The sequence below is a fragment of the Hydrogenophaga pseudoflava NBRC 102511 genome (genome assembly GCF_001592285.1).
Lineage (GTDB): Bacteria > Pseudomonadota > Gammaproteobacteria > Burkholderiales > Burkholderiaceae_C > Hydrogenophaga > Hydrogenophaga pseudoflava.
Genome location: NZ_BCWQ01000002.1, coordinates 105,470 through 118,148, shown reverse-complemented (window position 1 = coordinate 118,148; position 12,679 = coordinate 105,470). Strand labels below are relative to the sequence as shown.

Annotated in this window: 13 protein-coding genes and 1 other RNA gene; 11 read left to right on the top strand and 3 right to left on the bottom strand. The window is 67.4% G+C overall.

Translation table 11 applies throughout. The annotated features are described in order from the left end of the window. The first annotated feature begins 37 nt into the window (after positions 1-37). Genes HPS01S_RS03450 through HPS01S_RS03435 form a run of 4 tightly spaced genes read left to right on the top strand, consistent with a single transcriptional unit; the run spans position 38 to position 4,182 of the window. Complete coding sequence (locus tag HPS01S_RS03450; protein ID WP_066151290.1) at positions 38-1,375, top strand: glycosyltransferase; 1,338 nt, start codon at positions 38-40, stop codon at positions 1,373-1,375. Positions 1,376-1,424: 49 nt separating this feature from the next. Further along, positions 1,425-2,195, top strand: a complete 771-nt coding sequence (locus HPS01S_RS03445) for a hypothetical protein (protein ID WP_066151288.1) — start codon at positions 1,425-1,427, stop codon at positions 2,193-2,195. 11 nt (positions 2,196-2,206) lie between these two features. After that, a complete protein-coding gene (locus HPS01S_RS03440; protein ID WP_066151287.1) occupies positions 2,207-3,049 on the top strand; it encodes a Gfo/Idh/MocA family protein in 843 nt (280 codons plus the stop codon). Next, positions 3,046-4,182 carry a DegT/DnrJ/EryC1/StrS family aminotransferase gene (locus tag HPS01S_RS03435; protein WP_084397006.1) on the top strand — a complete coding sequence of 379 codons (1,137 nt, stop codon included), beginning with the start codon at positions 3,046-3,048 and terminating at the stop codon, positions 4,180-4,182. Before HPS01S_RS03440 ends, HPS01S_RS03435 begins: the two co-directional genes overlap by 4 nt. Here HPS01S_RS03435 and ffs read toward each other — a convergent pair. Further along, positions 4,168-4,264: signal recognition particle sRNA small type (ffs, locus tag HPS01S_RS03430), an RNA gene on the bottom strand. The genes HPS01S_RS03435 and ffs overlap by 15 nt on opposite strands. Positions 4,265-4,329: 65 nt before the next feature. Here ffs and dnaX point away from each other — a divergent pair. The 5 genes from dnaX (at position 4,330) to HPS01S_RS03405 (ending at position 8,842) form a co-directional block, all read left to right on the top strand. Continuing rightward, positions 4,330-6,201 (top strand): DNA polymerase III subunit gamma/tau, encoded by a 1,872-nt coding sequence (dnaX, locus tag HPS01S_RS03425; RefSeq protein ID WP_066151283.1) that lies wholly within the window; start codon positions 4,330-4,332, stop codon positions 6,199-6,201. A gap of 46 nt (positions 6,202-6,247) precedes the next feature. Further along, entirely contained in the window at positions 6,248-6,580 is a 333-nt protein-coding gene (locus tag HPS01S_RS03420; protein ID WP_066151282.1) for a YbaB/EbfC family nucleoid-associated protein, read from the top strand. A gap of 14 nt (positions 6,581-6,594) precedes the next feature. After that, positions 6,595-7,200 (top strand): recombination mediator RecR, encoded by a 606-nt coding sequence (gene recR, locus HPS01S_RS03415; protein WP_066151279.1) that lies wholly within the window; start codon positions 6,595-6,597, stop codon positions 7,198-7,200. Between the two features lie 37 nt (positions 7,201-7,237). Further along, positions 7,238-7,642 carry an MAPEG family protein gene (locus HPS01S_RS03410; protein WP_066151277.1) on the top strand — a complete coding sequence of 135 codons (405 nt, stop codon included), beginning with the start codon at positions 7,238-7,240 and terminating at the stop codon, positions 7,640-7,642. Between the two features lie 135 nt (positions 7,643-7,777). Further along, positions 7,778-8,842 carry an ABC transporter substrate-binding protein gene (locus HPS01S_RS03405; protein WP_084397005.1) on the top strand — a complete coding sequence of 355 codons (1,065 nt, stop codon included), beginning with the start codon at positions 7,778-7,780 and terminating at the stop codon, positions 8,840-8,842. Between the two features lie 19 nt (positions 8,843-8,861). Here the strand turns inward: HPS01S_RS03405 and HPS01S_RS03400 are convergent, their stop codons facing one another. Both HPS01S_RS03400 and gloB read right to left on the bottom strand, forming a co-directional pair. Next, positions 8,862-10,448: a transglycosylase SLT domain-containing protein gene (locus HPS01S_RS03400; protein ID WP_066151273.1), complete on the bottom strand. Its 1,587-nt coding sequence runs from the start codon at positions 10,446-10,448 to the stop codon at positions 8,862-8,864. Between the two features lie 57 nt (positions 10,449-10,505). After that, the gene (gene gloB / locus HPS01S_RS03395; protein WP_066151271.1) at positions 10,506-11,279 is read right to left on the bottom strand and encodes a hydroxyacylglutathione hydrolase; all 774 of its coding nucleotides are present in this window, start codon (positions 11,277-11,279) and stop codon (positions 10,506-10,508) included. 84 nt (positions 11,280-11,363) lie between these two features. On the opposite strand from gloB, the gene HPS01S_RS03390 reads away from it, so the two are divergent. Both HPS01S_RS03390 and rnhA read left to right on the top strand, forming a co-directional pair. Further along, a complete protein-coding gene (locus tag HPS01S_RS03390) occupies positions 11,364-12,203 on the top strand; it encodes a class I SAM-dependent methyltransferase (RefSeq protein WP_066151269.1) in 840 nt (279 codons plus the stop codon). A gap of 24 nt (positions 12,204-12,227) precedes the next feature. Then, entirely contained in the window at positions 12,228-12,662 is a 435-nt protein-coding gene (gene rnhA, locus HPS01S_RS03385) for a ribonuclease HI (protein WP_066151267.1), read from the top strand. Positions 12,663-12,679 lie beyond the last annotated feature (17 nt).

Sequence of the window (12,679 nt, the reverse complement as noted above, 5' to 3'; positions counted from 1 at the left end):
GCCGGATGACAGGCCCCAAGACCCGAAGAGGACCTCTGTGAAGATTCTGCTGGCCGTCTGCAGCATGGCCCACCGCTCTGGCGCCGAGCTCTTTGTGCACGACGTGGCCACCGTTTTGCACCGGCGTGGTCACTCGGTGGTGGTCTATGCACCCATCATGGGCGACATGGTGGACGGGCTGCGCCAGCGCTGCATTGCCTGCGTGGTTGAGCTGAGCCAGGTGGCCGAGGCGCCCGACATCATCATCGGCAACACGCGCGACGACACGGTGGCCTGCCTGGCGCACTTCCTGGACGTGCCGGCCATCTCCATCTGCCACGACCGCACGGCTTCCCACGGCCAACCGCCGTTGTTCTCCCGGGTGCGGCAGCATGTGGCGGTGGACGCCAATTGCGCCGAGCGCCTGTCGCTGGAGAGCGGCATTCCGGCCGCGGGGATTGCCATCGTGTCCAACGGGGTGGATCTGCAGCGGTTTCGACCGCGGCCTGCCTTGCCCGGGCGGCCCCGCAGGGCGGCCATCTTCAGCAACTACGCCACCGAGAGTCCGGACACGCGCGCCATCCGTTCGGCGTGCGAGTCGCTGGGACTGACGCTGGAGGTGATCGGGCAGGGCGTCGGCCGCCAGGCGACGGCGCCTGAGGACTTGCTGGGAGCGTTCGATCTGGTGTTTGCCAAAGCGCGCTGTGCCATGGAGGCCATGGCGGTCGGTTGCGCAGTCGTCCTGCTGAACGAAGGCATGGGTTTGGCGGGACTGGTCACGGCCGACAAGGTGCAGGAATGGCATCGCTGGAATTTCGGTCGCCGCCTGATGCAGGCGCCCATTGACAGCGATGCGATCCGGCGCGAAGTGCTCCGCTACGACGCAGCCGACGCGGCGCTTGTTAGTGACTACGTGCGAACCCATGTGTCGCTGGAGGCCAGCGCCGACGCCCTGGAAGCGCTGGCGCGCCAGGTGATTGAGGCCGAGCCCGGGCGCGCGGTGATCGACCCGCGGGATGAACTGCGCGAGTTCGCCCGGCATGTGGCCGATAACCTGGTGCCCTTCGGCACGCCGCAGGTTGCGGTGCAGGTCGGCCTGTTGCTCGCGCGCATCCAGGACCTTGAGTCGCGTCTGATCGGCACCGCAACCAGCCTGGCGAACACCCAGGAAGACCTTCTGGCGTCCGGGGCCAGGGCAATGGAGCTCGAACAACAGGCACAGGCCCTGAGCGGGTTGAGCGATCGCGCAGCCTGGCTGGAACGGCAGGTGCAGGAGTTGCAGGACGCCAGGACGCAGGCCGATGCATTCGAACGCGAGGTGCAGGCCTTGAGGAGCAGCCATTCGTGGCGCCTGACCGCGCCCATGCGCTGGCTGGTTTCGCGCTTCAAGCACTGATCTTGGGCACGCCGCACTCTCCACACGACCACCCGATGCAATGACCGCCATGAAGCCCCTTCTCCTGGTTGCCCACCCCGGACATGAGCTGCGTGTTTTCCAATGGGTCCAGCAGGCCCGCCCTCAGGTCGTGGTGCTGACCAGCGGGGACGGCTCCATTGGTCAGCCCCGGCTGGAGGACAGCCGGCGCATGCTGAACCAATGGGGGCTGGACGTGCGCAGCGAGTGGCTGGCGCCTGTGTCCGATTCGGTGGTGTACCAGGCGCTGCTGGGGACGGGGGTTTCTCCATTCGGGGAATGGCTCGACGGGCTCACCCGGGCGGCACTGGAGGCCGGCATCGACACGGTGGTGGCGGACGAAGCAGAGGGCTACAACCCGTCGCACGACCTTTGCCGGGTGCTGGCCAACCGCCTGGTGTCGCGCTTGCGCGCGGCGGGCCGCGAGGTGCGCAACCTGGAGATCCCTTTGGTGGGGCATCCCTGTGACCCTGCGCGTGAAGACCAGATCGAGATCGAGGTGCGACTGACGGAGGCCGAGCTCCGTCAGAAGTTGGAGCAGGTGCTGGACTACGCCCGGCGCTGCAGCCCGGTGCTGCTGGCCGAGGTGCAGACCATGTTCGACACTTTCGGCACGCAGGCCTTCGCCCGCGAGTGCCTCTACCCCGCGGCGCGCACGCCATATGAAGAAGGGTTGTTGCCAGGTGAGATGCCCCACTTCGAGCGGGTGGGCGAAGAGCGGCAGGCTGCGGGCATCTACAAGGATGTGATCCGCGCACGGCATCTGCTGCGCATGGTGACTGCTGCGGGCCTCCCGGGCTAGTCAAGACGACGATGGGAACTCGCACCCGCATCGCCGTTCTGGGATTCGGTCGCTTCGGCCGGGTGCACGCCTTGCGCTTGCAGGCTCACCCGGCCTACGAAGTGGTGTGTGTGGTCGACCCCGACCCGCAGGCGCGTGCCGCTGCGCAGACGCAGGGCTTCAATGCCGTTGCCTCCCTTGACGCCTTGCCGAAGGCGGTGCAGGCCGCCGCGGTGGTCACACCCGCAGAAACCCACGCGGATCTGGCGGTGACGCTGATGCACCGGGGCATCGACGTGCTTGTCGAGAAGCCGATGGCCGAAAGCGAGCAGGCCATTGACGCCATGCTGGACGCTGTCCGCGTGACGGGTCGCAAGCTCTTCATCGGCCACATCGAGCGCTTCAACCCGGCGCTGATCGACCCGCCGTGGGGTCAGGTTCCTGGTCACCTGGTATTCCGGCGCCAGTCCCGCCTGCCCGGCACCGCCCGTTCGGTGGTGCTGGACCTGATGGTGCACGACCTCGATCTGGCGCCCCACCTCCTGCGCTGCGGACCCGATGAATTCCTTCACATTCTCGATGTGCAGTCTCTGGAGGACAGCATGCAGGTGGTGGCGCGGATGGGCGACACGCGTGTGGACTTTCATGTCCGCCACGGCGCGGACATCTCTCTTGCCAGCGTGTGTTGGGGCGACCAAGGAGCCTGGAATGAGCTGCTTCTGTCCAGCCGGTCCGATCTGGGGCAGTCCGATGCCCTGACCAGACAGTACACCGCCTTTCATCACGAGTTGCGCGGCCTGCCCTCGCTGCTGGCAGGTGCACAGGATGGCGCCATCGCTGCCCGCCGCGCTCTCGCCATCGTGGCCAAGCTATGAAGGTGCCTTTTTTTCGCAGTCCCTGGCAGGAGCCAGAAGCCGCAGATCGCGCGATGGCGGTCTGGTCCCAGGTGCTGCGCAGCGGCTGCTACATCCAGGGGCCTGCTGTGTCGCGCTTTGAAGGAGCGCTGGCCCTGCGACTGGGCGCTCGGCAGGTGGTGGGGCTGAACTCCGGCACCGATGCCCTGGTGCTTGCGCTGCGCTTGCTCGACCTCGACCCTGGCGACGAGGTCGTGTTGCCCAGCTACACCTTTTTCGCCTGTTTCGAGGCTGTGGTGCGGGCTGGCGCCGTTCCGGTCTTGTGCGACTGCGCTCCCGACGATTTCCTTGCCGGTGCCGAGGAAGTGGCCGAGCGGCTGACTCCGCGCACACGGGCCGTTCTCGCTGTGCCGCTGTTCGGCGATGCCAGCGCACTGCCCGGGGTTTCGCAGCTGTGCCGGGACCGGGGGCTGCCGCTGGTCGAAGACGCTGCACAGGCGCTGGGCGCACGCGCCTGGACTCCGGACCGTGGCTGGGTCGCTGCCGCAGCCTGGGGAGACCTGAGCACCCTGAGCTTCTATCCCACCAAGACCTTGGGGGCAAGCGGTGACGCTGGCGCCCTGAGCAGTCCGCATGCGCGGCTGGTGGAGCGCGCACAGGCGCTGCGCAATCATGGCTTGAACAGCGCAGTTCATATCGATGTGGGCTACAACAGCCGCATGGACGCGTTGCAGGCGGAACTGCTCCTGATGGGGCTGGATCAGCTGGATCGTTGGCTGACCAGACGCCAGGAGATTGCGCGGCGCTACCTGAGCGGCTTGTCCGGGCTGCCGGGCATCACCCTGCCACACGACCGCGAGGGCCACGCCTGGAACTACTTTGTCCTACGGTGTGAGCGCCGTGACGGTCTGCGGGAGAGCCTCGCCGCGGCGGGCGTCGAAACCAAGATCTACTACGAACGCCCCATTCACGCACAGCCGGCCTGGCTGGCCCGGTATGGGGAGCGGACGCTGCCTCATGCCAGCGCGCTTGCCAGCCGGGCCCTGGCGTTGCCCATTTTTCCGGGCATGCAGGAAGAGGAGATCACAAGGGTGGTGGCCGCTGTGCGGCGGGCTGTTGCCGCACAGCAGAAAGAAGAAGGTGACGAGCCTTGACCCCGGCACTGGCTCCACAGTTAGGGCTGCTTGGTTCCCCACCTGACCCGGTTGGCCGCTTCACCATGCGGGAAGGCCCGTCAGTTGCGATTGTAGGCGATGCCTGTGTCCTTTGCGGCGTGGGGTGACCTTTAGAATCAGCCGCCTATGTCCTATGTCGTCCTGGCCCGCAAATACCGTCCGCGCCGCTTCACCGAAATGGTGGGGCAGCAGCATGTGGTCCAAGCCCTCTCGAATGCCCTGACGACCCAGCGCCTGCACCACGCCTACCTGTTCACCGGCACGCGTGGCGTGGGCAAGACCACGGTCTCGCGCATTCTGGCCAAGTCGCTCAACTGCCTGGGTGCTGACGGGCAGGGCGGTATCACCGCCGAGCCCTGCGGCGTGTGCCAGGCCTGCACCGACATCGACGCCGGGCGTTTCGTCGACTACACCGAGCTGGACGCGGCCTCCAACCGCGGCGTGGACGAGGTGCAGTCGCTGCTGGAGCAGGCGGTCTACAAGCCGGTGCAGGGGCGCTTCAAGGTCTTCATGATCGACGAGGTGCACATGCTCACCGGGCACGCGTTCAACGCGATGCTCAAGACGCTGGAAGAGCCGCCCGAATACCTCAAGTTCGTGCTGGCCACGACCGACCCGCAGAAGGTGCCGGTCACGGTGCTCTCGCGCTGCCTGCAGTTCAACCTGCGGCCGATGGCGCCCGAGACGGTGCTGGAACACCTGGGCCAGGTGCTGGCGGCCGAGAACGTGCCGGCCGAGCCGCAGGCCTTGCGCCTGCTCTCGCGCGCGGCGCGCGGTTCGATGCGCGATGCGCTGTCGCTCACCGACCAGGCCATCGCCTTCGGTGGCGGCCAGTTGCAGGAGGCCACGGTGCGCCAGATGCTGGGCGCGGTGGACCGTTCGCACGTGCTGCGGCTGATCGATGGCCTGGCGCGCGGTGATGGCGCGGCGGTGGTGGACACAGTCGATGCGCTGCGCGTCAACGGGCTGAACGCCGCTTCCACGCTGGAAGAAATGACCAGCCTGCTGCAGCGCATGGCCGTGCTGCAGGCCGTGCCCGAGCGGGCGGCGCTGGAGGCCTCGGACGACCCCGACCAGCCCGAGATCGTGCGGCTGGCCCAGGCCCTGCCGGCCGACGAGACGCAGCTGCTCTACAGCCTGTGCCTGCACGGCCGTGCCGAGCTGGGACTGGCGCCCGATGAGTACGCGGCGCTGACCATGGTGCTGCTGCGGCTGCTGGCCTTCAAGCCGGCCGGCGCCGCCAGCGCCTCGCCGGAAAAAAAAACACTGAAATCCGGGCCTGAGCCCGTCGCAGCGCCCGCGCCGGTGGCCAAGCCGCCGGTGGTCGTGCCCCCTTCGCCAGCCGTCTCCGCCCCGTCTGCCGCCGTGCCTGCACCCCGGCCCGCTGAAGCCCCCGTCTCGCGCGCGGCTCCCGAAGAACCCACGGACGTCGACGGACCGCCCTGGGTCGACGAACCCGGTGAAGAGTCGATGCCCGAGCCGCCGGAAGAGGGTGTGCAGACCAGCCGGCGCGTGGTGGAAATTCCGGTGCGCGAGGCCAGCCTGTCCCCGCGGGTGGAGCAGATGCGCGACCCCTCGGAGCCGGTGCGACTGCCTGAGCCGGTGATCACGCCCGAGGGCGACTTCTGGTTCGAGCTGGTGCAGCAGATGGTCAAGGCCGAGGTGGTCACGGCACTGGTGCGTGAGCTGGCGCTGCAGTCGCAGCTGGTGGCGCGCGACGCCGACCAATGGCTGCTGCGCGTGGAGCGCGAGTCGCTCAACCAGCCCAGCACGCGCGAACGTTTGTCGACGGCCCTGCAGTCGCAGGGTCATGCGGTGCGGCTGGCGGTGGAGATCGGCCCGGTGAGCGACTCGGCGTCCCTGCGCCTGGCGGCCGAGGCCAACCGGCGCCAGCGCGAGGCCGAGCGCATCATTCACGACGACCCCCTGGTGCAGGCCATGATGCGCGACTTTGGCGGCAGAATCGTGCCCGGATCGTTGCGGGCCACCGAGGCCTGAACGCACAGCTTTTATTCATTCCAAGAACCCCAACCCAAGGAACACCATGTTCAACAAAGGACAACTCGCCGGCCTGATGAAGCAGGCCCAGGCCATGCAGGAAAACCTCAAGAAGGCCCAGGACGAACTGGGCAACATCGAGGTCACGGGCGAGTCCGGTGCCGGTCTGGTCAAGGTGCTCATGACCTGCAAGCACGACGTGCGCCGCGTGACCATCGACCCTTCGCTGCTGGCCGACGACAAGGACATGCTCGAAGACCTGGTGGCCGCCGCCTTCAACGCCGCGGTGCGCAAGGCCGAAGAGACCTCGCAGGAGAAGATGGGCAAGCTCACCGCCGGCATGCCCGGGCTGCCGGGCGGCATGAAATTCCCGTTCTGACCACGCAACCACGCGTGGCCGATACCCACTCGCTGGAGCTGCTGGTGCAGGCCCTGCGCTGCCTGCCCGGCGTGGGGGTGAAGTCCGCCCAGCGCATGGCCTTCCATCTGCTGCAGCACGACCGCGAGGGCGCGCTGCGGCTGTCGCAGGCCTTGCAGCACGCCTGCAACTCGGTGAAGCACTGCACGATGTGCCACACCTTCACCGAAAACGACATCTGCCCGACCTGCGACGACCCGCGGCGCGACCGCGGCCTGCTCTGCGTGGTGGAAACACCGGCCGACCAGGCGGCGATGGAGCGCACCGGTGCCTACAAGGGCCTGTACTTCGTGCTGATGGGCAAACTCAGCCCGCTGGACGGCGTGGGTCCGCGCGAGATCGGGCTGCAGAAACTGTTCGAGCGCATCGACGCGACCGAGCAGGGCGAGCGGGTGGTGCGCGAGGTGATCCTGGCGACCAACTTCACCGCCGAAGGTGAGACCACGGCCCATGTCATCGCGCAGGGGCTGAAGACCCGCGGCGTCAACGTCACCCGTCTGGCGCGCGGGGTGCCGGTCGGCAGCGAGCTCGAATACGTCGATCTGGGCACCATTGCCCACGCCCTGGTGGACCGGCGCTGAATCGCCCGGCCACTCCCTTTTGTTTCAAGGTGTTTTCATGACCTATGCCGGACTGACCGTGGCCTACTGGACCGTGCTGGTCGTGGCCCTGATGCCGCTCGGCTGCGCCTGGCTGGCCAAGTCGGGGGCGGTGTCCAAACCCCGCCGGGACGGCGGCTACGACAACCACCTGCCGCGCGAATGGCTGGCACGGCAGTCGGGTTGGCGCGCGCGGGCCAACGCGGCGCAGGCCAACTGCTTCGAGGCCATGCCGTTCTACATCGGCGCGGTGATCATTGCGCACCAGCATTCGGTCTTCCAGACGCGGCTGGATCTGCTGTGCTTTGTGTACGTGGTGCTCCGGCTGATGTACATCCTGTTCTACGTGGCCGACATGGCCACGCTGCGCAGCGCCGTGTGGGCGCTGGCGTTCGCAGCCAACATCGCGCTGCTCTTCATCTGATTGCGACGCCGGCGGCCGTTACATCGGCTTGCATTTGGCGTCGGTGGAAACCCGCTCGGGACTCGTCCCGATGCGCAGCGGGCGTCCGTGACCTACGCTCGGTTCCATCGAATCAGGGAACCGAAGGACGCGTGCATGTGGAGTCGCCGTGAGTGGTTGCGGTCTTGGGCCTCGGCTTTGCCGATGGTGGCCGGGCTGCCTGCGGCGATGGCGCAGGGCAGCGCGAAGTTGCAGTCGCAGCCTTCGCGCGCGCCGTTCGGGCGTGTGGTGCTGGCGGTCGAGAACCGCGCGGCCTTCTGCTACCTGCCGCTGACGATTGCCGACCGCATGGGGTACTTCGCGGCCGAGGGGCTGGATGTCCAGGTGCGCGACCTCATGGAGCCTGGAACAGCCTTGCAGGCCCTGCTGTCCGGGTCGGCGCAGGTGCTCTCCGGTCCCTACAGCACCAGCGTCGCCTTGCGTGCGCGCGGCAAGTCCTATCCTTCGATCGTGCTGCAGGGGCGTGCGCCCCAACTGGTGCTCGGTGTGTCGCACAAGACACTCGCGGGCTTCCGAAACATCGAAGACCTGCGTGGGCGCAAGGTGCTGGTGCCGTCTCTGGGCAGTGGAGCGCACCGCATGGTGCTCATGTTGATGGCGGCCGGCCGTCTGGGCGCGGAAACCGTGGATTTCGTGCCCGTCGCCAGCCCGACGGCGGCGCTGGCGAATTTCCGGAACGGCCTGGTCGATGCGATCTGTTACACCGACCCGGTCATCACCCAGCTGGAGCAGGACAGTGCGCTGCGCCTGGTGGCGGACACACGCACGGTGCGCGGCAACGCCGATGTGTTCGGTGGACCGATGCCCGCAGGTTGTCTGAGCGTGGCAGCCGACTACCTGGGCACGCACCGCGACGAGTGCCAGGCGCTGGTCCATGGCCTGGTCCATGCGCTCAAGTGGCTGCAGACGGCGGGCCTGTCCGACATCAACAAGGTGGTGCCGGAGTCGTACTTCCAGGGTGACCGGGCGCTGTATCTGGCGGCGTTCAGCCGTGCTCGCGAAGCATGGTCGCCCGACGGGCTGATGCCCGATGCCGGGCCCGCGACCATGGCGCGGGTGATGTCCCGGTTCGACACCGCGTCACCGTTGCGCCAGGTGGACCTTTCGCAGACTTTCACGAACGACATGGCGCTCAAGGCCAAGGCTCGGTTCAAGGCCTGAGGCGCCGCGCCGGGGATGTTCAGCGTTTGGTGGTCTTGCGGCTGGAGCGCTCCTCCGACGCGACCCGGACGCTCTTCTGTTTGCCCTTGGTCACCTTGGCGGAACGAGCAGGCTTTTTCGCGCTGGCCTGCTTGCTGCGGGTGGCCTTGCCGGCCTTCGCCGAGCGGGCAGGGGCACGCTCGGCCACGCGGACGGATTTGGGCAGCATCAGCGTGAGGCGCTGGCCCGACTTGAGCTTCGCGTTCACGGACAGGCCGTTCCAGCCCGCCACGCTGACGGTGCTCACCCGGTAGCGCTGGGCCACACGGGCCAGCGTGTCGCCCTTGCGGGCGCGAACAACCGTGCGCCGGAGCACCACCTCGGGCGCCAGGCTGAGCTGGGCGTTGTCGGCCACGAACTCGCTCACGTCCCGATCCCGCGCGCCGTTGCGGTGGACCAGCAGGCTGGAACCGGCCCGGACCTTCATGCGCGGCGGGATGTTGTTCACGCTGCGCAACTCGGACTCGCTCATGCCCACGCGCTTGGCCACATCAGACACGCTCATGGTGGACGGCGCCACCCAGGCGGTCCAGCTGGCCAGCGGACCGTTGTAGGTCTTGAGCTTTTCCTCGAACACCTTGGCGTTGTCCCACGGCAGCAGGATGTTCGGAGTGCCCGCGGCCATCACCAGCGGTTGCTTGATGGACGGGTTGAGCGTGCGGAAGTCGCGTTCGCTGATGCCCGCGAGGCTCGCGATGAGCGACACGTCCATGTCGCGCTCGATCGTGAGCGTGTCGAAGAAGGGATGGTTGCCGATGGACGGCAGCACGGTGCCGAACACCTCGGGGCGCGCGACGATGTTCTCGACCGCCTGCAGCTTGGGCACGTACATGCGCGTTTCCAGCGGCATGTTCAGGTCGGTGTAGCCGGTGGGGCGGCCCTCCCGCTGGTTGCGGGTGATGGCCCGGTTGACGTTGCCCTGGCCCCAGTTGTAGGCGGCCAGCGCCAGGTGCCAGTCGCCGAACCGGGCGTGCAGCTGTTCAAGGTAGTCGAGCGCCGCACGGGTTGAGGCCAGCACATCGCGGCGGTCGTCGCGGAACACGTTCTGCTTGAGGTCGAAGGACTGGCCGGTGGCGGGCATGAACTGCCACATGCCCGCGGCCCGGGCGCTGGACACCGCCTGGGGGTTGAACGCGCTCTCGATGAACGGCAGCAGCGCCAGCTCCATGGGCAGGTTGCGCCGCTCGATCTCCTCGACGATGTGGAACAGGTAGCGGCTCGAGCGCTCGGTCATGCGCTGGATGTAGTCGGGCCGCGAGGCGTACCACTGTTCGCGGTCGCGCACCAGCTCACCGTCGAGGTCCTGCATCGCGAGACCGCGGCGGATGCGTTCCCAGATGTCCGCCGGTGCCGCCAGCATGGTGACGGGCGGTGGCGTGGCGGACGCGATGGAAATCTCGCTCAGCGGGGCATGGGGCGTCTGAACCCGCGGAAGCTGGGGAGCGGCGGCCTGGGACGGGGCGGTGGCGCCGGGAGACGGCGTCTGCGGCGGCTCGTGCGGTGGCAGCGGGGTGTTTGCACAGGCGGCCAGCAGCGCCGCGAATCCGAGGCTGCTCAGCACTTTCAAGGAACGTGCCGAACAACAGCGCGCGCGGACGGGCAACGAAGAGAGAAAGGTCATGGACTACTGAAACACGTTTTTCCAGGCACGCAGCGTGGTGAACACACCCAGCGCGTCGGAAGGGGTCTCTGGGGCATGGCGGCGGGCAGCTTCTGAGAGGGCCGGCGCACGCACGCGAAGGAAGGGGTTGATCTGCTTTTCCAGTCCGATGGAGCTGGGCAGCGTGGGAAGGTTCCGCTCGCGCAGCGACTGACAGTGTTGTTCGTGCGCCTGCAGATCGGCATTGTCCGGATCCACCGCCCGCGCAAACCGCAGATTGGACAGCGTGTACTCGTGGGTGCAGCACACCCGGGTGTCGTCCGGCAGGACCGCCAGGCGGTCGAGCGAGGCCAGCATCTGCTGAGGTGTGCCTTCGAACAGGCGGCCACAGCCGGCAGAAAACAGCGTGTCACCGCAGAACAGCAGAGGCCGGCCGTCCACATCGGCGCAGTGGTAGGCGATGTGGCCCGCGGTGTGGCCCGGCACGTCCATCACCTCGAAGCGCAGGCCCAGCAGTTCGATGGTGTCGCCTTCGCTCACACGCTCAAGGGGCTCGGGAACGACCTCGCGTGCGGGGCCGATCACCCGTGCGCCGGTGGCCTGCCTCAGTGCGTCCACACCCCCCGTGTGATCGCCGTGATGATGGGTGACCAGGATGGCGTCGAGCGTGATGCCCTGCGAACCCAGCCATCTCAGCACACCCTCCGATTCCCCCGGGTCCACCACGAGCGCACGCCGGCCATCATGAAGCACCCAGATGTAGTTGTCATTGAAGGCGGGAAGCGGGATCAGGGTCATGGGGCTCGCACCTTGGGCAGGGCGTGTAGAGTACCGGGCGGGACCGGGTTGCGGCCCGAAGAGACCGTCGCTTGAACACCCAGAATGAATGACCGAATTATAAGTTTGACCGACTGGTTCCAGACCCCTCCGGGGCGCTACTTGCTCCAGTGGGAACAGGGTCAGTTCGACCGTTCGGTGGTGAACTTGTTCGGCTACAACGCGCTGCAGCTGGGGCTGCCGGAACTGCATGCGCTGGCGGCCAACCGGATGCCTCACCGGTGGCTGGCCCTGCCCGAAGAAATGCTCAGCGCCGAGGAAATTCCGACTGGACCGGACCGCGACACGGTGCCCGCAGCCGGAGTCGCAGGGGCATCCTCCTCAGCGATCCCGCGCGTGGCGCTGGTGACCAACGCAGCGGCGCTTCCTTTTCCCGAAGCGAGTCTGGATCTGGTGGTGCTGCCCCACACCCTGGAGCTGAGCGCCGACCCGCACCATGTGCTGCGCGAGGTGGAGCGTGTGCTTGTGCCCGAAGGACGTGTGGTGGTGGCGGGTTTCAACCCCAACAGCTTCTGGGGGCTGCGCCAGAGCCGTGCGCGCCTGATGGGCCGCTTCGGCATCTCGGCGCTGGGTCTGTCGGAGTTGTACCTGCCCGAGGCCGGCGAGTTCATCGGGCCTGGGCGGCTGCGGGACTGGTTCAGCCTGCTGGGCCTCGAAGTCGAGTCGCAGCACTTTGGTTGTTACCGGCCCGCGGTCCACAGCGACAAGTGGCTGCAGCGCTATGCCTGGATGGACCGCGCCGGCCCCCGCTGGTGGCCGATCTTCGGATCGGTCTATTTTTTTGTCGCGGTCAAGCGGGTGCGTGGGGTGCGTCTGCTCGGGCCTGCCTGGCGACCGCGGCGCGCTTCGGGCACCGCGCCCGTGACCATTGCAAACCGGCGCTGAACGCGCCTTTCTGGAGCATTGAATTTGAATCACGTGGTGATGTACACCGATGGTGCCTGCAAGGGCAACCCCGGTCCGGGCGGCTGGGGGGTCTACCTGAAATCGGGCGGGCACGAAAAGGAGTTGTGGGGCGGCGAGCGCGAGACCACCAACAACCGCATGGAGCTGACCGCGGTCATTGAAGGTCTGGCGGCGCTCAAGCGCCCCTGCACGGTGGCGCTCTACCTTGACAGCGAATACGTGCGCAAGGGCATCACCGAGTGGATTCACGGCTGGAAGGCCAAGGGCTGGAAGACGGCCAGCCGGCAGCCGGTGAAGAACGCCGACCTGTGGCAGCGCCTGGATGCGCTGGTGCACCAGGGCACGCACAAGATTGAGTGGCACTGGGTCAAAGGACACGCCGGTGACCCGGGCAACGAGCGGGCCGATGCCCTGGCGAACCGGGGTGTGCCCACCTGAGGTTCGAGCGACCTGAT